Origin of the sequence: Shimia sediminis (assembly GCF_003990645.1) — a bacterium.
GTDB classification, from domain to species: domain Bacteria; phylum Pseudomonadota; class Alphaproteobacteria; order Rhodobacterales; family Rhodobacteraceae; genus Shimia; species Shimia sediminis.
On sequence record NZ_RYZK01000001.1, the window covers coordinates 647036 to 664469 of the forward strand.

Annotated in this window: 17 protein-coding genes; 10 read left to right on the forward strand and 7 right to left on the reverse strand. The window is 58.2% G+C overall.

Annotated features, from left to right (window positions below):
• Positions 1–45: 45 nt before the first annotated feature.
• The 6 genes from EK369_RS03275 to EK369_RS03300 all read left to right on the forward strand — a co-directional run bounded on the left by EK369_RS03275 (position 46) and on the right by EK369_RS03300 (position 7579).
• Positions 46–747, forward strand: coding sequence for a vWA domain-containing protein (locus tag EK369_RS03275; RefSeq protein WP_235871331.1), 702 nt, complete (start codon positions 46–48; stop codon positions 745–747).
• 271 nt (positions 748–1018) lie between these two features.
• Complete coding sequence (locus tag EK369_RS03280; RefSeq protein WP_164726834.1) at positions 1019–1912, forward strand: AraC family transcriptional regulator; 894 nt, start codon at positions 1019–1021, stop codon at positions 1910–1912.
• Between the two features lie 408 nt (positions 1913–2320).
• On the forward strand, positions 2321–3406 hold the full coding sequence (locus tag EK369_RS03285) for an ABC transporter permease (protein ID WP_127112239.1): 1086 nt from the start codon (positions 2321–2323) through the stop codon (positions 3404–3406).
• A 15-nt stretch (positions 3407–3421) separates the two neighbouring features.
• Positions 3422–4873 (forward strand): ABC transporter permease, encoded by a 1452-nt coding sequence (locus tag EK369_RS03290; protein WP_127112240.1) that lies wholly within the window; start codon positions 3422–3424, stop codon positions 4871–4873.
• A 176-nt stretch (positions 4874–5049) separates the two neighbouring features.
• Positions 5050–7137, forward strand: a complete 2088-nt coding sequence (locus EK369_RS03295; protein ID WP_127112241.1) for a dipeptide ABC transporter ATP-binding protein — start codon at positions 5050–5052, stop codon at positions 7135–7137.
• A 106-nt stretch (positions 7138–7243) separates the two neighbouring features.
• Entirely contained in the window at positions 7244–7579 is a 336-nt protein-coding gene (locus tag EK369_RS03300) for an antibiotic biosynthesis monooxygenase family protein (protein ID WP_127112242.1), read from the forward strand.
• A gap of 4 nt (positions 7580–7583) precedes the next feature.
• Here the strand turns inward: EK369_RS03300 and EK369_RS03305 are convergent, their stop codons facing one another.
• The 5 genes from EK369_RS03305 to EK369_RS03325 form a co-directional block, all read right to left on the reverse strand.
• Positions 7584–8315 carry an amino acid ABC transporter ATP-binding protein gene (locus EK369_RS03305; protein ID WP_127112243.1) on the reverse strand — a complete coding sequence of 244 codons (732 nt, stop codon included), beginning with the start codon at positions 8313–8315 and terminating at the stop codon, positions 7584–7586.
• Positions 8312–9151 (reverse strand): amino acid ABC transporter permease, encoded by an 840-nt coding sequence (locus EK369_RS03310; protein ID WP_127112244.1) that lies wholly within the window; start codon positions 9149–9151, stop codon positions 8312–8314. The genes EK369_RS03305 and EK369_RS03310 overlap by 4 nt, the downstream gene beginning before the upstream one ends.
• Before the next feature lie 18 nt (positions 9152–9169).
• The gene (locus tag EK369_RS03315) at positions 9170–9985 is read right to left on the reverse strand and encodes an ABC transporter substrate-binding protein (protein ID WP_127112245.1); all 816 of its coding nucleotides are present in this window, start codon (positions 9983–9985) and stop codon (positions 9170–9172) included.
• Between the two features lie 113 nt (positions 9986–10098).
• Positions 10099–11241, reverse strand: coding sequence for a cytochrome-c peroxidase (locus EK369_RS03320; RefSeq protein WP_127112246.1), 1143 nt, complete (start codon positions 11239–11241; stop codon positions 10099–10101).
• A gap of 90 nt (positions 11242–11331) precedes the next feature.
• The gene (locus EK369_RS03325; RefSeq protein WP_127112517.1) at positions 11332–11916 is read right to left on the reverse strand and encodes a lytic transglycosylase domain-containing protein; all 585 of its coding nucleotides are present in this window, start codon (positions 11914–11916) and stop codon (positions 11332–11334) included.
• Positions 11917–12135: 219 nt separating this feature from the next.
• Between EK369_RS03325 and ssb the strand changes: the two genes are divergently transcribed.
• Together ssb and pepT are read left to right on the forward strand one after the other, a co-directional pair.
• Complete coding sequence (gene ssb / locus EK369_RS03330) at positions 12136–12660, forward strand: single-stranded DNA-binding protein (protein WP_127112247.1); 525 nt, start codon at positions 12136–12138, stop codon at positions 12658–12660.
• A gap of 14 nt (positions 12661–12674) precedes the next feature.
• Entirely contained in the window at positions 12675–13919 is a 1245-nt protein-coding gene (gene pepT, locus EK369_RS03335; RefSeq protein WP_127112248.1) for a peptidase T, read from the forward strand.
• 50 nt (positions 13920–13969) lie between these two features.
• Here the strand turns inward: pepT and aroB are convergent, their stop codons facing one another.
• Both aroB and EK369_RS03345 read right to left on the reverse strand, forming a co-directional pair.
• Positions 13970–15082 (reverse strand): 3-dehydroquinate synthase, encoded by a 1113-nt coding sequence (gene aroB / locus EK369_RS03340; protein ID WP_127112249.1) that lies wholly within the window; start codon positions 15080–15082, stop codon positions 13970–13972.
• Positions 15079–15627 (reverse strand): shikimate kinase, encoded by a 549-nt coding sequence (locus tag EK369_RS03345; protein WP_127112250.1) that lies wholly within the window; start codon positions 15625–15627, stop codon positions 15079–15081. The genes aroB and EK369_RS03345 overlap by 4 nt, the downstream gene beginning before the upstream one ends.
• A 144-nt stretch (positions 15628–15771) precedes the next feature.
• Here EK369_RS03345 and EK369_RS21720 point away from each other — a divergent pair, with 144 nt between their 5' ends.
• Positions 15772–15930 carry a hypothetical protein gene (locus EK369_RS21720; protein WP_164726836.1) on the forward strand — a complete coding sequence of 53 codons (159 nt, stop codon included), beginning with the start codon at positions 15772–15774 and terminating at the stop codon, positions 15928–15930.
• Positions 15920–17431, forward strand: a complete 1512-nt coding sequence (locus EK369_RS03350) for a hypothetical protein (protein ID WP_127112251.1) — start codon at positions 15920–15922, stop codon at positions 17429–17431. Before EK369_RS21720 ends, EK369_RS03350 begins: the two co-directional genes overlap by 11 nt.
• Positions 17432–17434 lie beyond the last annotated feature (3 nt).

Consider the following 17434-nt stretch of genomic DNA (forward strand, 5'->3'; position numbering starts at 1 on the left):
GCGTTTCATTGGACAACCGTGACGTCCAGCGCCACATTAACCCCCATGAAACGCTTCATCCCCGTGTCCTTGCTCGCCTCAGCCGCGCTGGCTCTTGGCATCAATACCCCAAACGCGCAGATCAGCGAATGTTCCACCGACGCCATGCTGGTCTTTGATGGTTCTGCCTCGATGGATGAAATCACGTTCGAGACCGGCCCAAACACCCGGATCATCGAGGCGCGACAGGCCATTGGCCGCGCCATGCCCGACATCGCCCCCTACCGCCGCGTCGGCCTGATGATCTATGGCCCCGGCCCCAATGGCTCTTGTCGGAATCTCGATCTGCGCTTTGGCCCGATTGCCAATTCCGCAGGCCCCGTGACCGAAGCCATTGAAACTCTGCGCCCCGACGGGCTGACACCTCTGACCCAAGCCGTACACCAGGCTGCGGAGACACTGGATTACCGCAACCGTGCGGGAGTCGTGGTGCTTATCACCGACGGTAATGAGACATGCGGTGGTCGGCCTTGTGAGTTGGCGCAAACCCTGAACACCACCGCCCGCGACCTGACAGTCCACGTCATCGGCTTCCGCGCCGTTGTCGATTTCTTCGCCTGGAACAATCCTGAACAGGACGCGCTGAACACCACCACCGTCGCACGTTGCCTTGCTGATGAAACCGGGGGACTGTTTGTGACAACCGAGACGGTCGAGGAACTGGTGGCGGCACTACAGCAGACATTGGGATGTCCGCTAACCGGATGACGTCTGTGTTCAACCCCATGCGTCAGCCAGGAACGTCATTGCATTTCAAGGCGTTGCTCACGAAACCCATGTGAACGCCAAGTCCGCCGAGAGCGGCTGGCATGCCTGGCGAACCACCGAATGAACCAGGAGTGCTCTCAGCGGTCTTACGCCTGAACAATCTGTTTCTGGCAAGCCCCCGCTTGCTGCCGCCACGCGCCTTGCCGAATCCGAACCACGCTGCCATATCTGTGCGCCAATGGCCGAGAAGACTTTACATATTCCGTCATTCATGACGCGCCCCGGCATGGGGCAAACGGGCGTGGCGGCGCCGGTCAAGGCGTCAGAACTCAGTCAATCCGCGGTGACTTCGCCAATCTCGGCAGTCGACGACTCGCAAATCCGCATCATGACACTGGCGCAGATCACTCATGGCGGTGCGTGGCAATTAGAGCAGCTGCATCTGCGCGACCATCATCTCTTGTTGTGGATCACCAGAGGACAAGGAAGACTGTTGCTGCACGGTCTACGCCGCGGGTTTGGTGCCCATAACGCCATCTTTGTACCTGCGGGCAAGCTTCTGGCGATCGAAGCCGGGCGCCACATCCAGGGTCAGGCCCTGATTATCCCCAATGATGGCCGTGTTCTTCTGCCGGATCGCACTCAGCAACTGCGTCTGCAGGATGGTCTGGCGCAGGCCGAACTCACCGGCCTGCTGGATGACCTGCGTCGCGAGATTCACGAAAACCGCACCTATCTGACCGAAGCCCTGACTGCCATCGCCTCTCTGATCTCAATCTGGTTGCGCCGTCAGATGCAAATTCTTGCCGACCCGACCCGAGCCACATCTGCCGAGCGAATCGTGCGTCGTTTTGCGGACCTTCTGGCCGAAAACTATGCCACGGGCCGCCCCATGCAGGATTATGCCGAGGATCTCGACATCACCCCGACCCATCTGACCCGTGTCTGCCGCCACAGTTCGGGGCTGACTGCTGCCGATATGCTCAGCCAGGTCGTGCAGCATCAAGCGCATATGATGCTTATCAAAACATCCATGCCAATCAACGAGATAGCCGATACCTTGGGCTTTGGAAGTGCGGCCTATTTCACCCGCTTCAGTCAACAGCACTTTGGCGCCGCACCCAGCCAGATTCGCCGCGCCGCAATGCCCCACGATTTCGGCTGATCCGGCCCCAAGGTCGAAAATCGTCATGAAAAATGTCGTTTTTTGACCCTTAAATGACGAACAACAACATTGACGCAACCGCCTTTCTGGTGCCGAATATCCCGTACCAAGCTGGCAACACGCGTTAACGCATCAGACCAGCATAAAAAAGAAGCTCCGGAGTGAGCCGCAAAACGCGGACCTTGGCCGGGGACAGGGGGAAACATGCTAGCATTCGCCAGCCTGACGATGATCACAATGATCGCCGGTCTGACCACCATCAAGGTCACACCAGTACCAGCTCAGGCAGTGCGCCGCACGCGACGCCCCCACAACTAACATAACTTCGGGCCGCCCCTCAAAATCCGGGCGGCTTTCGTGTCTGTGGAACCTCCTCAGACGAACCGAAACAGACCAACAGGGAATCTCATGGGACTGTTTATCCTCAGACGGGTCGGGATGATGATCGTGACGGCGCTATGCCTGACCTTCATCGTCTTTTTTATGACCAATCTCTATCCAAACCTCGAAAAACTCGCCAAGACCCAAGGCAACTTCCGCATGTCCGAAGAAGCGGTGAACAGCTATCTGACAGATCGTGGCTACCTTCAGCCAACGCCGGTCAAGTATCTGCAATGGCTTGGGGTGCTGCCTGGCTACAAGCAGATCAAGGAAGACGGCACTGTTCTTGGCAAATGCGTACGCCCCGGCATGACGGCGGACACTGTTCCGAACTTCTGCGGCGTGTTGCAGGGTGACTGGGGCTGGTCAACCGTCTCCAAGGCACCGGTGGGCGAGACACTTGGAAAACGGCTGGCCAACACGGCCAAGCTTATGTTCTGGGTCATGGTAGTCATGGTGCCCTCGGCCCTCGTCATCGGCGTGCTGGCCGGTATGAACGAAGGCAGCCGAACGGATAGAACCCTGTCAACGGTCTCGATCACGTCAACCGCGACACCTGAATACGTGTCTGGTGTGATCTTTATTGCCCTCCTCGCCTCCACACGGTTTGGTCTCGGACCAATCCTGCACGAATGGGGCTGGATCGAAGGCAAGGCCCTGTTCAAAGGCACCGCGAAAACCGCCATGGACAAGGTGACCTTTGAAAACTTCACACTGCCGGTTCTGACCGTTGCACTCTACGGCATGGGCTACATCGCACGTATGACCCGCGCCTCGATGGCCGAGGTCATGACGGCACAGTACATCCGTACCGCGCGTCTCAAAGGGGTGGCCTTCCGCACCATTGTGATGAAGCACGCGCTCCGCAACGCCCTGATCGCGCCCTTCACCGTCATCATGCTGCAGTTTCCCTGGCTGCTGAACGGCGTGGTGATCGTGGAAACGCTGTTCTCCTTCTCCGGCTTCGGCTGGCAGCTCGTGAACGCGGCTGGCAACAACGATATCGAGATGCTTCTCGCGGTCTCGGTGGTCTCGGTTGTCGTGGTTCTGGTGACCCAGCTGATCTCGGATATCGGCTATGTCTACCTGAACCCGCGTATCCGTATTTCATAAGGAGGAGCCAGTATCATGGAACCATTGACCTGGACCGGCAACCTCGCCTTGCTGAACCCCATTTTCACCTACGTGGCCTACGCCTTCATCCTGGCCGTGGCGCTACAGATCGTTGCCTCTTTCGTGTTCAAACCCGCCGCTGTCGGCGCGGTGATGACAGGAACAACGGCGGCAGGCCCGAAAGAGTGGATCGACAAGCTTGCCAAATACCTGCTGCTCGCATTGATCGTTGTCTGCCTGATCTACCTGCTCGCAGGCATGGTCATGCCTTTTGGCAAGGCTGGTATCATTGGTGCAGTCTCGGCCCGGTTTGCCCCGGTGTGGATCGCGCTGTTTGTGACATTCACGCTGTCGACTGTCTACAAAAGACGCCTCGGCCTCTATGGCAAGCTGTATGACTCCATGATCGGTATGATCGGCTTCGGCTTTGTCATGTTCTGGGTCTATACCGCGATTTTTGTCGGTGTCTTCGACATGATTGCGACCGGCGACCCGCTGTCTCAGGTCTCGGGCATGAAGAACAAACTGCCTGGCACCCCGATCCGTGGTGTCGACCCGGAAACATGTGGCACCAGCTGCTGGTATCTTCTGGGTGGCGACAATCTCGCCCGGGACGTGTTTAGCCGCATGGTCGAAGGCTCAGTCATCGTAATCGTAATTGCACCATTCGCGACGCTCTTTGCCTTTATGGGCGGCATCACACTGGGCCTGCCGGCGGGCTATTTCGGTGGCAAGCTCGACACCTTCCTGTCGTTCCTGGCCAACCTGATCCTCGCCTTCCCGGTGATCCTGCTGTTCTATCTTCTGGTAACACCCGAGATCGTGCAGACTGGTATTCCCCATTACATGGCGATGGTTCTGTTTGTGTTCCCGATCGTCTTCCTGACGGTGCTGATCAATTCGCGCTTCTACACGCGGCCCAAGTTGCGCAACCCGCTTCTGGCCGGCATCCTGGTCCTGACGGTCTGGATCTACCTCTCGGCGATTTCCGCGCCAGGCACAGTGATCCACGTGCTGCCGGAATCAATGGACATGTTCAACATCTCCAGCGGCATCCTCGTCGTGTTTGTCTCGGTGGTCTTCGTGAACTCGCCCACCGTGTTCCGTATCGTGCGTGGCCTGGCGTTGGACATCCAGACACGGGACTACGTGGCCGCAGCCCAGACCCGTGGCGAAGGTCCGTGGTACATCATGCTCTGGGAAATCCTGCCCAACGCACGCGGTCCGCTGATCGTGGATTTCTGTCTGCGTGTTGGCTACACCACCATTCTCCTCGGCACCCTTGGCTTTTTCGGCCTTGGCCTGCCGCCGGAAAGCCCGGACTGGGGTACAACGATCAACGACGGCCGCAAGCTGTTGTCGATCTACCCCCACCCTGCGCTGGTGCCCGCTTTCGCGCTGTTGAGCCTGGTTCTTGGCCTCAACCTCCTGGCCGATGGCCTGCGCGAAGAAAGTCTGCGTGACTGATCTGGAACCTCACGGGGCGGCACCTCGGCCGCCCCGACCGACACTGAAACGAACAAGGAAAGGCGAAAGGTTAACGAAAACGGCAACCCGCTGATATTACACAAATACCGACGTAATACCGACGTGATACCGACGTGATACCGACCGCCCTTTCCGGCCCAAATGGGAGAAAGTTAATGTCGAAACTGGAAGACTATGATGGCCCGATCCTTGAGATCGACAAGCTGTCGATTTCCTTCTTTACCCGCCTGCGCGAAATCCCCGCGGTCATGGATTTCTCGGTCCGGGTGCAACCCGGAGAGGCGGTTGGCCTCGTCGGAGAATCCGGCTGCGGCAAATCCACCGTGGCGCTGGGCGTCATGCAGGACCTTGGCAAGAACGGCCGCATCGTCGGCGGCAATATCAAGTTCAAGGGCCGCGATCTATCTGAGATGTCCGACGAAGAGTTGCGTGACATCCGTGGCAACGAAATTGCCATGATTTATCAAGAGCCTATGGCCTCGCTGAACCCGGCCATGAAGATCGGCAAACAGCTGGCCGAAGTGCCGATGATCCACGAGGGCGTCAGCCAGGAAGAGGCAATGAAACGCGCGCTCGAAGTGGTGACAGACGTGCGTCTGCCTGACCCCGAGCGGATGCTGAACTCTTTTCCGCACCAGCTTTCTGGCGGTCAGCAACAGCGTATCGTCATTGCTATGGCCTTGATGTCAAAGCCTTCTTTGCTGATCCTGGACGAACCGACAACCGCGCTGGACGTGACGGTCGAGGCCGCCGTGGTTGAACTGGTCAAGGACCTGGGCAAGAAATACGGCACCTCGATGCTGTTCATCTCCCACAACCTCGGGCTTGTTCTGGAAACCTGCGACCGCCTCTGCGTGATGTACTCCGGCGAAGCGGTCGAGCGCGGCTCGATCGAAGACGTCTTCGACAACATGCAGCACCCTTATACGCAGGCACTGTTCCGCTCGATCCCATTGCCCGGCGCCGACAAGAACGCGCGCCCGCTGGTGGCGATCCCCGGCAACTTCCCCCTGCCCCACGAACGCCCCCCGGGATGTAACTTTGGCCCGCGCTGCGACTACTTCGAAGAAGGCCGCTGTGATGCCCAGGATATCCCGATGGTCAATGTCGAAGGCTTCGAACGTCACTCGACCCGCTGCCTGAAATCCACCGAGATCGACTGGAACGCACCGCTCATGCTCGCCGAAACCAAGAAGAAGGGCGAGATCGGCAAAGTGGTTCTCAAGATGGACAACCTCAAGAAATACTACGAGGTCGCCGCCAACGCCCTGTTTGGCGGAGGCGACAAGAAGGTCGTCAAAGCCAATGAAACCCTGTCTTTCGAAGCGCGGGAATCGGAAACCCTCGCCATCGTGGGCGAGTCAGGATGCGGCAAGTCCACCTTCGCCAAGGTATTGATGGGGTTGGAAACCGCCACCGACGGGCAAATCCTGCTTGATGGCGAGAACATCGAGCAAACCCCGATCGAGTCACGCAAAACACAGACCGTGGCCGACGTTCAGATGGTGTTCCAGAACCCGTTTGACACATTGAATCCCTCAATGACCGTGGGCCGCCAGATCATGCGCGCTCTTGAGATATTCAAGATCGGAAAGACCGAAGCCGACCGGCGAAACCGCATGCTGGAACTGCTTGATCTGGTAAAACTGCCGCGCGAATTTGCAGATCGCATGCCACGTCAATTGTCGGGTGGTCAGAAACAGCGCGTCGGCATCGCCCGCGCCTTTGCTGGCGGCGCCCGCATCGTGGTGGCGGACGAACCTGTCTCGGCGCTGGACGTGTCGGTTCAGGCGGCTGTCACGGACCTTTTGATGGAGATTCAGCGCGAAGAGAAAACCACGCTTCTCTTCATCAGCCACGACCTGTCGATCGTCCGCTATCTGTCGGATCGGGTGATGGTGATGTACCTCGGCCATGTGGTCGAATTGGGCACCACCGATCAGGTCTTCTCGCCCCCCTACCACCCCTATACCGAGGCGCTGTTGTCGGCGGTGCCCATTGCGGACACCTCGGTCGAGAAACAGCATATCGTTCTCGAAGGCGACATCCCCTCGGCCATGTCGCCTCCACCGGGCTGCCCCTTCCAGACACGTTGCCGCTGGAAGTCTGAAGTCCCCGGTGGGCTTTGCGATAAAGAGGTGCCACCGGTTCAAACACTGGCCGATGGCCATCAGGTCAAATGCCATCTGGCCGAGGACATCCTCGCCAGGATGGAGCCGGTCATCAAGATCGCTGCAGAGTAACAAAGATCGGGGGCCTTTTGGCCCCCGTTTCTTTCGCCTGTCGCAGCATCCGAGGAACCACGGAATCCCCCTATCCTTTCTTGCACAGGCCCACTAATCTTCGCACATGTCTCGTTTCGCTCCCCTCCCCGATCCCCCCTATTACGCCGTCATCTTCACTGCTCAACGCACAGAAGGAGACCATGGTTACGGTGCCATGGCCGATCAGATGGTGACACTGGCCGAAAGCCAGCCCGGGTATCTCGGAGTTGAAACTACGCGGGACGAGGCCGGTCTGGGCATCACAGTCAGCTATTGGCAGGACGAGGCCAGCCTGATCGCGTGGAAGGCGGTAGCGCAGCATCTCTTGGCACAGAAACTTGGTAAGACTCGCTGGTATGAGCATTACACGTTGCGCGTCGCCAGGGTCGAACGCGCCTATGACGGCCCCGAGGGGCGCTAGAAATTCACAAAACCTGTGACAGGAACTGACGCGTGCGCGCTTCCTTGGGCGCGTCGAACAGTTGTTCGGGGGTTCCGGCTTCAAGGATTTGGCCGCGATCCAGAAAACACACCTTGTCCGCCAGCTCACGGGCAAAGCCCATCTCATGCGTGGCAAGGATCATGGTGATGCCTTCAGCGCGGACAGCGCGCAGCACGTCCAACACCTCGGCCACCAATTCCGGGTCCAGAGCCGAAGTAATCTCGTCAAACAACAGAACCTCGGGCTGCATGGCCAGCGCACGGATGATCGCAACCCTTTGCTGCTGCCCGCCTGACAATTGGTCTGGGTAGTGGCCCATGCGGTCGGCCAAGCCAAAACGTTCGAACAGCGCTGTGACGGGCTCTGCCAAATCCGCCTTGCTCAGCCCCTTAAGGCGACGCGGCGCCAGCATCACGTTGTCCATCGCGGTCATATGAGGGAACAGATTGTAGGACTGAAACACCAGCCCGATCCGCTTGCGCACCGGTTGCGGATCCAGCCCCGGCTCAGAGATATCCACACCATCCAGCCGGATTTCCCCGTCATCAATCGGCTCAAGCAGGTTGATCGTGCGCAACAACGTGGACTTACCCGACCCCGATGCACCGATCAGACAGACCATTTCACCCCGCGCAACTTCCAGATCAATACCGCGCAACACCTGGTTTTCGCCAAAGGCTTTTTGCACGTTAGTCAGCCGCAACAGCGCGTTCATTGTTGCTGCCTCCGACGTTTGTGCATCAGGTAGTCCGCGTAGCGCGTTGCCGGGATGGTGATAATCAGGAAAATAATCGCCGCGCCGACATATGGCGTAAAATTGGCATAAAGCGATTTATAGACGCCAGCCTGCCGGAAAATCTCGACCGGCCCCACGAAAGACAAGAGTGCCACATCCTTTTGAAGGGCAACAACAAGGTTCATGTTGGCCGGCACAACGTTGCGCAATGCCTGCGGCAGGATCACGTACCGCATGGTGTCCGTGGTCGACAACCCCAAGGACAAGGCAGCAGAACGTTGGCTCTGGTGGATCGATTCTATGCCTGACCGGATCACTTCTGCCACATAGGCCGCGTAGACCAGGATCAATGCCAGAGAGCCCCAGATATAGGGCGAGTTCCACGGGCGCGGCAGGCCCAGTCCGGGGATGCCAAAGCCAATCAGGTAGATCACCAGAATAACCGGCAACCCGCGAAACACATCCGTGTAGATCATCGCAAACAGCCGCAACGGGTAAAGCGCAGGCCTTTGGATGTCCCTGCAAATCGCCACCAACAAGCCCACGATGGCGATTAACGGCAAGGACCACGCGAAAATGGCGATATCCAACAGAAATGCGTTCAGAAGCCCCGGAAAGGTCTTGGCAAAAACCCCGCCGTTGAAAAAGCTGCGCTTGACGGCATCCCATCCGGGCGCGAGCGGCACCAGAATGGCAATGGCGGCAACAACGGCCAGTGTCGACAGCACCGCAATGCGCATGGATCGTTTGCGCAGTTCTGCTTCATAGACTGCACGGCGACCGGGCAACGCGGCCTTGGGGGAATTGTCCGTCATTCAGATGGTCGCCCAAGCTTACCTGATAACCGGAACGCCTGTCGCGGCCTCCAGCCATTCGGCTTCCAGCTCAGCAAGTTTCCCAGTGTCAGTGAGGGTCTGGATTGCCGCATCCACACAGGCCTTGATCGGGTTGCCCTCTTCCATCAAGACTCCAAACTGATCCGGGTTCTGTGAGCGATCTGCCGGATACTGCCCCAGTAGCGCCCCGTCATTCACAACGACAGCAGACAGGTACAACGCGGTCGGCAGGTCAAACAGCGCCGCATCGATTTGACCGGCCTGGATTGCCGCCGTGACATCCGCATTGTCGCTGTATAGCAGCGTGGACTTCGACGGACCCACGACCTCATCAATCATGGTAGCACCCGTGGTGCCCGCCATGGCGCCCCAGATCAGCCCCTTCAACGCCTCCGGTTCCAGCGCACCAGCCTTCTCGGCAATGGCACCGGTGGTCAGGATCGCCATCGGCGAAGCGTAGTAGGGCAGTGAGAAATCAACCATCTCTTCGCGCTCGGGCGTGATCGAATACTGTTGCAGGTTAAAGTCAAAACTCTTGGCGCCCGGCTGGATCGCTTCATCGAACGAAGTCCGCACCCAGGTGACTGCGTCGTCCGAAAATCCCATTTCCCCCGCAATTGCGTAGGCCACGGCCGCTTCGAACCCCTGTTTGCTTTCGGGGGCATCGTCCATAACCCAAGGGTAGTAAGCCGGATTGCCGGTGGCGATTGTCAAAACACCATCTGTCACGGTTTTTCCTGCAGTGCAGTCATTGCCGGCCACGGCAGAGGTGGCAACAAATGCGGCGCAGGCGACGCTCAGAAATCGTTTCATAACAGGTGCTCCCAGTGCATTAAGCTTTTGGGTAATGAGTCCAGCTTTGAGGCACAAAGTCCAGTTGTTTCTGGCCTGATTGCCCCCAACACGACTGGCGTACGCAATGGGTATCAATCCTCTAGCAGGTGCTCATAGCGCGCATCCGTTAAGGTCTTCATAAATGCCACCAGCGCGTCGATGCGGTCGTCCTCCAATGCCGGTCCTTCGGTCAACTCTGCAACGGCAAGGGTCTTTGCAACCTCGGGCAAACGCCACGTTTTTCCGGTTTCCGGATTAATTTGCCGCGCTTTCGCCTTGCTGTTGTATTTGTTGTAAAACAACACGACCGTGCGCAGGTCCTCAAAAACGCCGTTGTGCATGTAGGGCCCGGTTACCGCAGCATTGCGCAAGGTCGGAACCTTAAAGCGCCCTTTCTCAGCCTCGTGATCCACCATCGCGTTGGCCAAAAGGCCGGGGTCAATCCATCCTGTCTTAGTGCCATTCGCCGCCTGCACGTCCCGGTTCGCCGGGACCCCAATGTTATGATACTCATAACTCGTGAAGGTTTCGCGCGGATCCATCGGCGACGCTTTTAGTTGGTGGCAGGTCGCGCAATTGGTAAACTGTTGCGAAAAGAACAGGACGCGCCCAAGCTCTTCTTGTTTGGTCAACTCAACTTCGCCCCGCAGATAGCGATCATACTTGGAATCGAAAGGGGCAAAGACGTCAGTCCGTTCAAAGGCGGCAATCGCCCGGGTCATGCCGTTATAGGCCGCCTCGGTGTCTTGCATTATACCCCCACCAAACAATGCCTCGAAAGCCTCAGTGTATGCGTCGTTCTCCATCAGCCGTTCCACGACACTGGCCTTGTCGGGCATACCCATTTCAATCGGATTCAGGGGTGGGCCTCCGGCCTGTTCTTCCAAAGTCGCAGCGCGCCCATCCCAGAACATGCCGCCGATGTAGCGCCCTTTTTCATTTCGATGAAACTCGGGCGTAAAAGCTGCATAAGCAGCAGTTGGCGCCGTCCGATCCCCCAAAGATGTGCCGTCATCACCCAAAGAAACAGCTTTGCCGGCATCAGTTTCCCGCGGATCGACAAATCCATACTCCGGATCGTGACATGTTGCACAGGATTGCGTTCGGTTGGCAGAGAGGTTTGTGTCAAAAAACAATGCCTCTCCCAGGGTTTCGATGGTCGGATAGGCTGACCCTGCTATGGCTGACTTTGCCGCCATCATTGCCACAAAGGCAGGGATCCACATGGGTTTCATGACATCTCTCCACAGCTTTGCGGCAACCCATGCCACGAAGCGGGAAAGGTCTATTTGATTTACCTCAAATACCTGAGTTTTTCTATTGGATTAACTGCCCAATATCACGCGCACATAATTCTGGGTCTCCTTGTAAGGAGGAACACCGCCGTATTTGCGCACAGCCTGCGGGCCTGCGTTATAGGCCGCGAGTGCCAGCCGCCACGATCCAAAACTGCGGTATTGCCGTGCCAGATAGCGCGCGCCGCCATCCAGATTCTGATAGGGATCGAGCGGATCAACGTTCAACTTACGCGCGGTTTCCGGCATCAGCTGCGCCAATCCTAACGCCCCCTTGTGCGATTTAGCCGTCGCATTCCAGTTAGACTCTTGCTGTACCAGCTTGAGGAACATGTCGACCGGAATGCCGTTGCGTAGCGCAGCTTCGCGCGCCATCGCGAGGTAAGGGCCTGTGTAAGGACCCTCAAAGCTGCCATCACCCCATTTGGAAGGTGTATAGACCTTGACAGGCGCAAGGCGTACCGAATTCTTGTATTGTGATTTGGCGCGCGTATCGAGCACCCTGGTCTGAGACCGGAAAGTCGCAGAGTTCGACTTGGATTTGAACACCTGAGCCTGGGCTGACCCCACGCCCAACGCCACGATCACCAACGCTGAAAGTGTCACCTGTTTCATTGTCTCGCCCTGCCCCACGGCAATTCTTGCGGGACTATATACCTGAACCTGCACCGATTTCCAGTTCTTGCGTGACACAGCGCCGGGAAGGCGCATGTTTTTGCCTATGTCAGTGTGGAAAATTCTTTGCAAAAGCTTGGCCATTAACCTTGTTCTAACCTTGTTCAGATGGTCTATGCTGTGCCGGACAAACACAGAGATTCTGAAGGGAGCGGGCATATGGCCGGATCAGTGAACAAAGTCATCATTGTGGGCAATTTGGGCCGCGACCCCGAGGTGCGCACATTCCAGAACGGTGGCAAGGTCTGCAACCTGCGGATTGCCACGTCGGAAACCTGGAAAGACCGCAACACCGGCGAACGCCGCGAGCGGACCGAGTGGCACTCGGTTGCGATCTTCTCCGAAGGTCTGGTGCGCGTGGCCGAGCAGTATTTGCGCAAGGGGTCAAAAGTGTACCTTGAGGGCAAGCTGCAAACCCGCAAATGGCAAGACCAGTCCGGCAATGACCGGTATTCGACCGAGGTCGTTCTCCAAGGCTTTGACGCCACGCTGGTGATGCTGGATGCACGCAGCGGCGGTGATGGTGGCGGCTATGGCGGCGGTGGTCAGGGCGGCGGCTATGGCGGTGGTTACGACCAAGGCGGCAGCTACGGCGGCGGCTATGATCAGGGCGGCTCGCAAGGCGGTGCCCAGCAAGGTGGCGGCGCACCCTCGCGCGACCTTGATGATGAAATTCCGTTCTGATCCCGGACTGAAACATGAGCAATTTACCAGATTTTGACCGCGCCCTTGAGGCGCGGCTTGTTGCCTATTGCGCTATCGACAGCCAAAGCGACGAGAATTCGTCCACTCAGCCTAGCACCGCGGTCCAACTGGACATGCAACGCCATCTGGTCGCAGAACTGGAGCGTATCGGCGCCAGCGACATTCAGCTGACAGGCTATGGCGCGGTTTTGGCAACAGTTCCGGCAACAGACGAACACGCCCCGACCATTGGGTTTTGTGCCCACGTAGATACTGCGCCTCAGTACAATGCTACAGGTGTTAAACCTCGGGTTGTTCGCGCTTGGGACGGGGGCGACATCACCTATCCCGACGACAAGGACCTGGTACTCAGCCCGTCCGCGTTGCCGTATCTGGCGGGAAAGGTAGGCAATGACATCATCACCGCCTCGGGACTGACGCTTTTGGGCGCAGACGACAAATCCGGTGTTGCCGTCATCATGACAATGGCTGAGCATCTCCTGCGCACCCCCGAGCTGAAGCATGGCAAAGTGCGTATGGCTTTCACGCCCGATGAAGAGATTGGCCGCGGCGTCGACGAACGCTTACCCGCTGATTTCGCGGTCGATTTTGCCTATACCCTCGACAGCTCCCGCATGGGCAGCATCGAGTATGAGAGCTTTTCCGCAGATGGTGCAGTGGTGAAAGTCACCGGCGTCTCGGCCCATCCGGGATATGCCAAAGACAAACTAGTGAATGCACTGCATGTTGCCTCAAGGATCGTCGCGGATCTGGATGTGGACGGAGAAACGCCCGAAACAACGGCAAACCGCGAAGGTTTTATACATTGCTATGCACTAAACGGGGGCTCCTCCGAGGCCGAAATCCGGTTCATCCTGCGCGACTTTGAACGCGACGGGTTGGAAGCGCGGCGTCAGCGGCTGAAGCAGGCCTGCGCCAAGGCCGAGACCGATTTTCCCGGAGCCAGCGTTACCTGCGACATCTCTAAACAGTATCGCAACATGCGGTATTGGCTGGAGGATGACATGACTCCCGTCGAACTCGCGCTAGAAGCCTATCAAGCAGTAGGGCTCGAGCCGGAAGTAGGTATCATTCGCGGCGGCACGGATGGATCACGGTTGACAGAACTTGGTGTTCCCTGCCCCAACCTTTTTACCGGAATGCAGGAAATTCACGGGCCACTTGAGTGGATCAGCGTACAGGACATGGCGCTTGCCACACGTATCTGCCTGCAACTGGTGCAAAAGGCTGCGGCTTAGAGGCCAAGCGGTTTAACAAACGTGTGCGGGGCGTTTCCAAACGCCCTGCCCTATCTCCGGGACAATTCCTCGGCCAACAAATTGCGCACAGTCTCGCGCGGCACGTCCGAAGTCACAAAGGCGCCACCAATGCCGCGTGCAAGAATGAACCTGAGCTGGCCGTCCACAACCTTCTTATCCTGCGCCATGAGCCCCAGCAGGGCATCTGCATCCGGCAGATCACCGGGAATATCCTTCAGATCGACTTTCATGCCCATCTCGGACAGGTGCTGACGCACACGGCTCGGGTCTTCTTGCGAGCAAAGTCCCAGTCGGTAGCTAAGTTCAAAGGCCAAAGCACAGCCAATCGCCACGCCTTCGCCGTGCAGCAAACGGTCGCCGTAGCCCGTTGCCGCTTCTAGCGCATGGCAGAACGTGTGGCCGAGGTTCAAAAGCGCGCGATCCCCCTGTTCGGTCTCATCGCGTGCAACAATTTCGGCCTTCATCTCGCAGGAACGCTTCACGGCCGCGATCCGCGCGGCTTCGTCACCAGATGCAAGAGCGGGCCCCTTAGTTTCAAGCCAGACAAAGAAATCGGCGTCTCCAAGCAGCCCGTATTTCACCACTTCACCGTAACCGGCCAGGAAATCGCGCGGTGTCAGCGTGCCCAGGACATCAATGTCCGCCAGCACCAAGGCCGGTTGGTGAAAGGCCCCGATCAGGTTTTTTCCCTGCGGCGCATTGATCCCGGTCTTGCCCCCCACGGAACTGTCGACCTGCGCCAGAAGTGATGTGGGAATCTGAACAAACCCCACCCCTCTGCGCAGCACAGCCGCAGCAAAACCGGTCAGATCACCAATCACGCCACCGCCCAGAGCCACAACCAGATCTCGACGTTCGACTTTTTCGGCCAGCAACCACTCGACTGTGCGTTCAAAGTGGGGCCAGCTCTTTGTGCCTTCCCCGGCGGGCAGCACCAAGGCTTCCATCTTGACACCACTGGAGGCCAGACCCGCGCGCAGGCTTTCCAGATGCAGCCTGGCGACGTTTTCATCTGTCACCACGCACACCTGTGGGCGTTTCAGGAGCGGCGCGATCAGCTCGCCAGCTTGGCTCAGCAATCCAGGCCCGATGTGAATATCGTAGGCGCGTTCGCCCAAACCTACGTGAACGGTTTCCATCATGTCACATCCTCCAACACGTCAGGCCGCGTCAACAGCACCTTGATGACACGTTCCGCCATGTCATCGATAGAATACCTCGCATCCGCCTTTACCGAGAGATCCGCCAAAGAATAGACCGGCACACGGGCCTCGTATATCTCGGTCAGAGTTCCCTTGGGGTCACGGGTGCGCAACAGGGGTCGCGTGTCCTTGTGTCTGACACGGGTCCACAGCAAATCCAGGTCAGCATTCAACCAAACGGCAACGCCCTTGTCCGAGATCATGCTGCGATTGTCATCGGCCAGATAAGCCCCACCACCTGTGGACAAGATACCGCGTTCGTTCTCCAGCAACCGCTCAATCACTTGCGATTCCTTGCGGCGAAAAAACGGCTCTCCGTCACGTTCGAAAATCTCGGCAATGCTCATATTGGCGGCTTTGACGATTTCGGCATCCGAATCCAGAAACGGAACCCCGAGACGCGCCGCCAAGGCCCGACCCACAGCTGTCTTGCCCGCACCCATCATTCCAACGAGAACAACCGTCTTTTTCAGCCTCAATGCCATGTTCTCCATCGATATCCGGCCTCAAATCGGCCAAGCCTTGCCCAAATATCACCTTTGGCCACTGAATGACGTGATCTTGTCGAAAAGGCCAGTTATAAGTTTGAAAAAACCAACCACAATATTGGGCAGTTACTGGGGAAACGCATGGGCAAACTTATTCTTTTTCTGGTAATCCTTGTTGTGCTGGCAGGGCTCGGCCTCGTGGCATATGCCTATGTTGGCCCGATCCTTGGAGCGGACTTCTCTGCCCCGCAGCAAGAAATTCGTGTGCCCGTTACGCTGACCCCGACCGATGGCAACTAAACGCTTCCTGCCTGTTGCGTGTTTTGTCGCGCTCGGCACCTTGCCTGCGTCGGCAGAAGGTCCGCTGTCAGCCATTGAATGGCTAAATCAGACCCCCACGGTGACGCTGGACATGGGGCGGGAAGAACCACCCGTTGCAGACAGTGGCGATCAGCCTGACATCACCGTTGACACCCTGGAGTCACCGGGGCGTGATGCGGTCGGCCTCTTGCCTGCCCACGTAACCGGTTTGCCGGACTCGCTCTGGCAGCATAGCCGCGCCGACGATCTCGCCCGGCTTATCGCCGAGCAGCCCTCAGCCCTGCTGCCCGCCATGCAGGCCCTGCTCTATACGCTTCTTTTGGCCGAGGCCAATCCGCCCTGGGATGCCGGCGCCAGCGACCAGTTGCTTTTGGCGCGTGTCGACAAACTGGTCGCAATGGGCGCGCTGGAACAGGCTGCGGCCCTGCTCGAACGGGCGGGCCCCAGCACACCGGCTCTATTCGGTCGCTGGTTCGATATCACGCTTCTCATGGGACAAGAGGCCGCCGCATGCGACGCCTTGGTGGCAGCGCCCCGCCTCGCCCCAGACTACAGTGCACGCATATTCTGTACAGCGCGCGCAGGGGATTGGAACGGCGCAGTTCTGATGCTGGAATCGTCCAATGCGTTGAACCTCATCAGCGATGAAGAAGATGCGCTTCTGGTGCGGTTTCTCGATCCGGAACTTTTCGAGGGTCAGCCAATTCTCGTTGCCCAGAAGGATCCGACCCCACTTACCCATCGTCTCTATGAAGCCATCGGCGAACCTCAACAGTCACGCGGTTTGCCCTTGGCCTATGCGCACTCCGACCTGAGGGGCACGGTCGGCTGGAAACCTCGGCTAGAGGCCGCTGAGCGTCTCGCACGCACAGGTGCATTGCCCGAGAACCGTTTGCTCGGCATCTACTCCGAAGGCAAAGCCTCGGCGTCAGGCATGATCTGGGATCGTGTTGCGGCCATTCAAGCGTTTGATGAAGCACTTGAGGCTTCTGATGCCATGGCGGTATCCGACAGCCTTCCGGCTGCTTGGTCTGCCATGCAATCGGTGCATCTCGAGGTGCCCTTTGCGCGGCTTTATGGATCGCGGCTTTTGGCGCTGCCCCTCAAAGGGGTCCCGGCGCGTCTGGCACGCGACATTGCACTCTTGTCCCCCAGCTACGAACGCGCGGCACTGGCTGGGCCGCGCGACTTTCTCTCGGGTCTCGCCCAAGGCAACCCGCCACGCACCCCAACCACGCCGCAACACCGTGCGATTGCTGACGGTTTCCACGAGGCGCGCGTACCTCAGGATATCTCGGCCATGCTGGCCCGTGGTCAATTGGGAGAAGTCATCCTGAACGCCATGTCGCTTATGGCGGATGGCGCATATGGGGACCTCGCCGCACTTACCGATGCAATCGCCATCTTTCGGGCTGTCGGGCTCGAGGACACCGCGCGGCGCGCGGCCTTGCAAGCGGCACTTATCGACACGCGAGGCTAGGCA

What these genes read in the sequence shown, in the direction of transcription:
- EK369_RS03275 (WP_235871331.1), top strand. Translation starts at nt 46, where the DNA reads ATGAAACGCTTCATCCCCGTGTCCTTGCTCGCCTCAGCCGCGCTGGCT.
- EK369_RS03320 (WP_127112246.1), bottom strand. Translation starts at nt 11,241, where the DNA reads ATGAAACCCATGTGGATCCCTGCCTTTGTGGCAATGATGGCGGCAAAG.
- pepT (WP_127112248.1), top strand. Translation starts at nt 12,675, where the DNA reads ATGAGCAATTTACCAGATTTTGACCGCGCCCTTGAGGCGCGGCTTGTT.
- EK369_RS03315 (WP_127112245.1), bottom strand. Translation starts at nt 9,985, where the DNA reads ATGAAACGATTTCTGAGCGTCGCCTGCGCCGCATTTGTTGCCACCTCT.
- EK369_RS03345 (WP_127112250.1), bottom strand. Translation starts at nt 15,627, where the DNA reads ATGGCATTGAGGCTGAAAAAGACGGTTGTTCTCGTTGGAATGATGGGT.
- EK369_RS21720 (WP_164726836.1), top strand. Translation starts at nt 15,772, where the DNA reads ATGGGCAAACTTATTCTTTTTCTGGTAATCCTTGTTGTGCTGGCAGGG.
- EK369_RS03325 (WP_127112517.1), bottom strand. Translation starts at nt 11,916, where the DNA reads ATGAAACAGGTGACACTTTCAGCGTTGGTGATCGTGGCGTTGGGCGTG.
- aroB (WP_127112249.1), bottom strand. Translation starts at nt 15,082, where the DNA reads ATGATGGAAACCGTTCACGTAGGTTTGGGCGAACGCGCCTACGATATT.
- EK369_RS03285 (WP_127112239.1), top strand. Translation starts at nt 2,321, where the DNA reads ATGGGACTGTTTATCCTCAGACGGGTCGGGATGATGATCGTGACGGCG.
- EK369_RS03300 (WP_127112242.1), top strand. Translation starts at nt 7,244, where the DNA reads ATGTCTCGTTTCGCTCCCCTCCCCGATCCCCCCTATTACGCCGTCATC.
- EK369_RS03310 (WP_127112244.1), bottom strand. Translation starts at nt 9,151, where the DNA reads ATGACGGACAATTCCCCCAAGGCCGCGTTGCCCGGTCGCCGTGCAGTC.
- EK369_RS03280 (WP_164726834.1), top strand. Translation starts at nt 1,019, where the DNA reads ATGACGCGCCCCGGCATGGGGCAAACGGGCGTGGCGGCGCCGGTCAAG.
- EK369_RS03290 (WP_127112240.1), top strand. Translation starts at nt 3,422, where the DNA reads ATGGAACCATTGACCTGGACCGGCAACCTCGCCTTGCTGAACCCCATT.
- EK369_RS03350 (WP_127112251.1), top strand. Translation starts at nt 15,920, where the DNA reads ATGGCAACTAAACGCTTCCTGCCTGTTGCGTGTTTTGTCGCGCTCGGC.
- ssb (WP_127112247.1), top strand. Translation starts at nt 12,136, where the DNA reads ATGGCCGGATCAGTGAACAAAGTCATCATTGTGGGCAATTTGGGCCGC.
- EK369_RS03295 (WP_127112241.1), top strand. Translation starts at nt 5,050, where the DNA reads ATGTCGAAACTGGAAGACTATGATGGCCCGATCCTTGAGATCGACAAG.
- EK369_RS03305 (WP_127112243.1), bottom strand. Translation starts at nt 8,315, where the DNA reads ATGAACGCGCTGTTGCGGCTGACTAACGTGCAAAAAGCCTTTGGCGAA.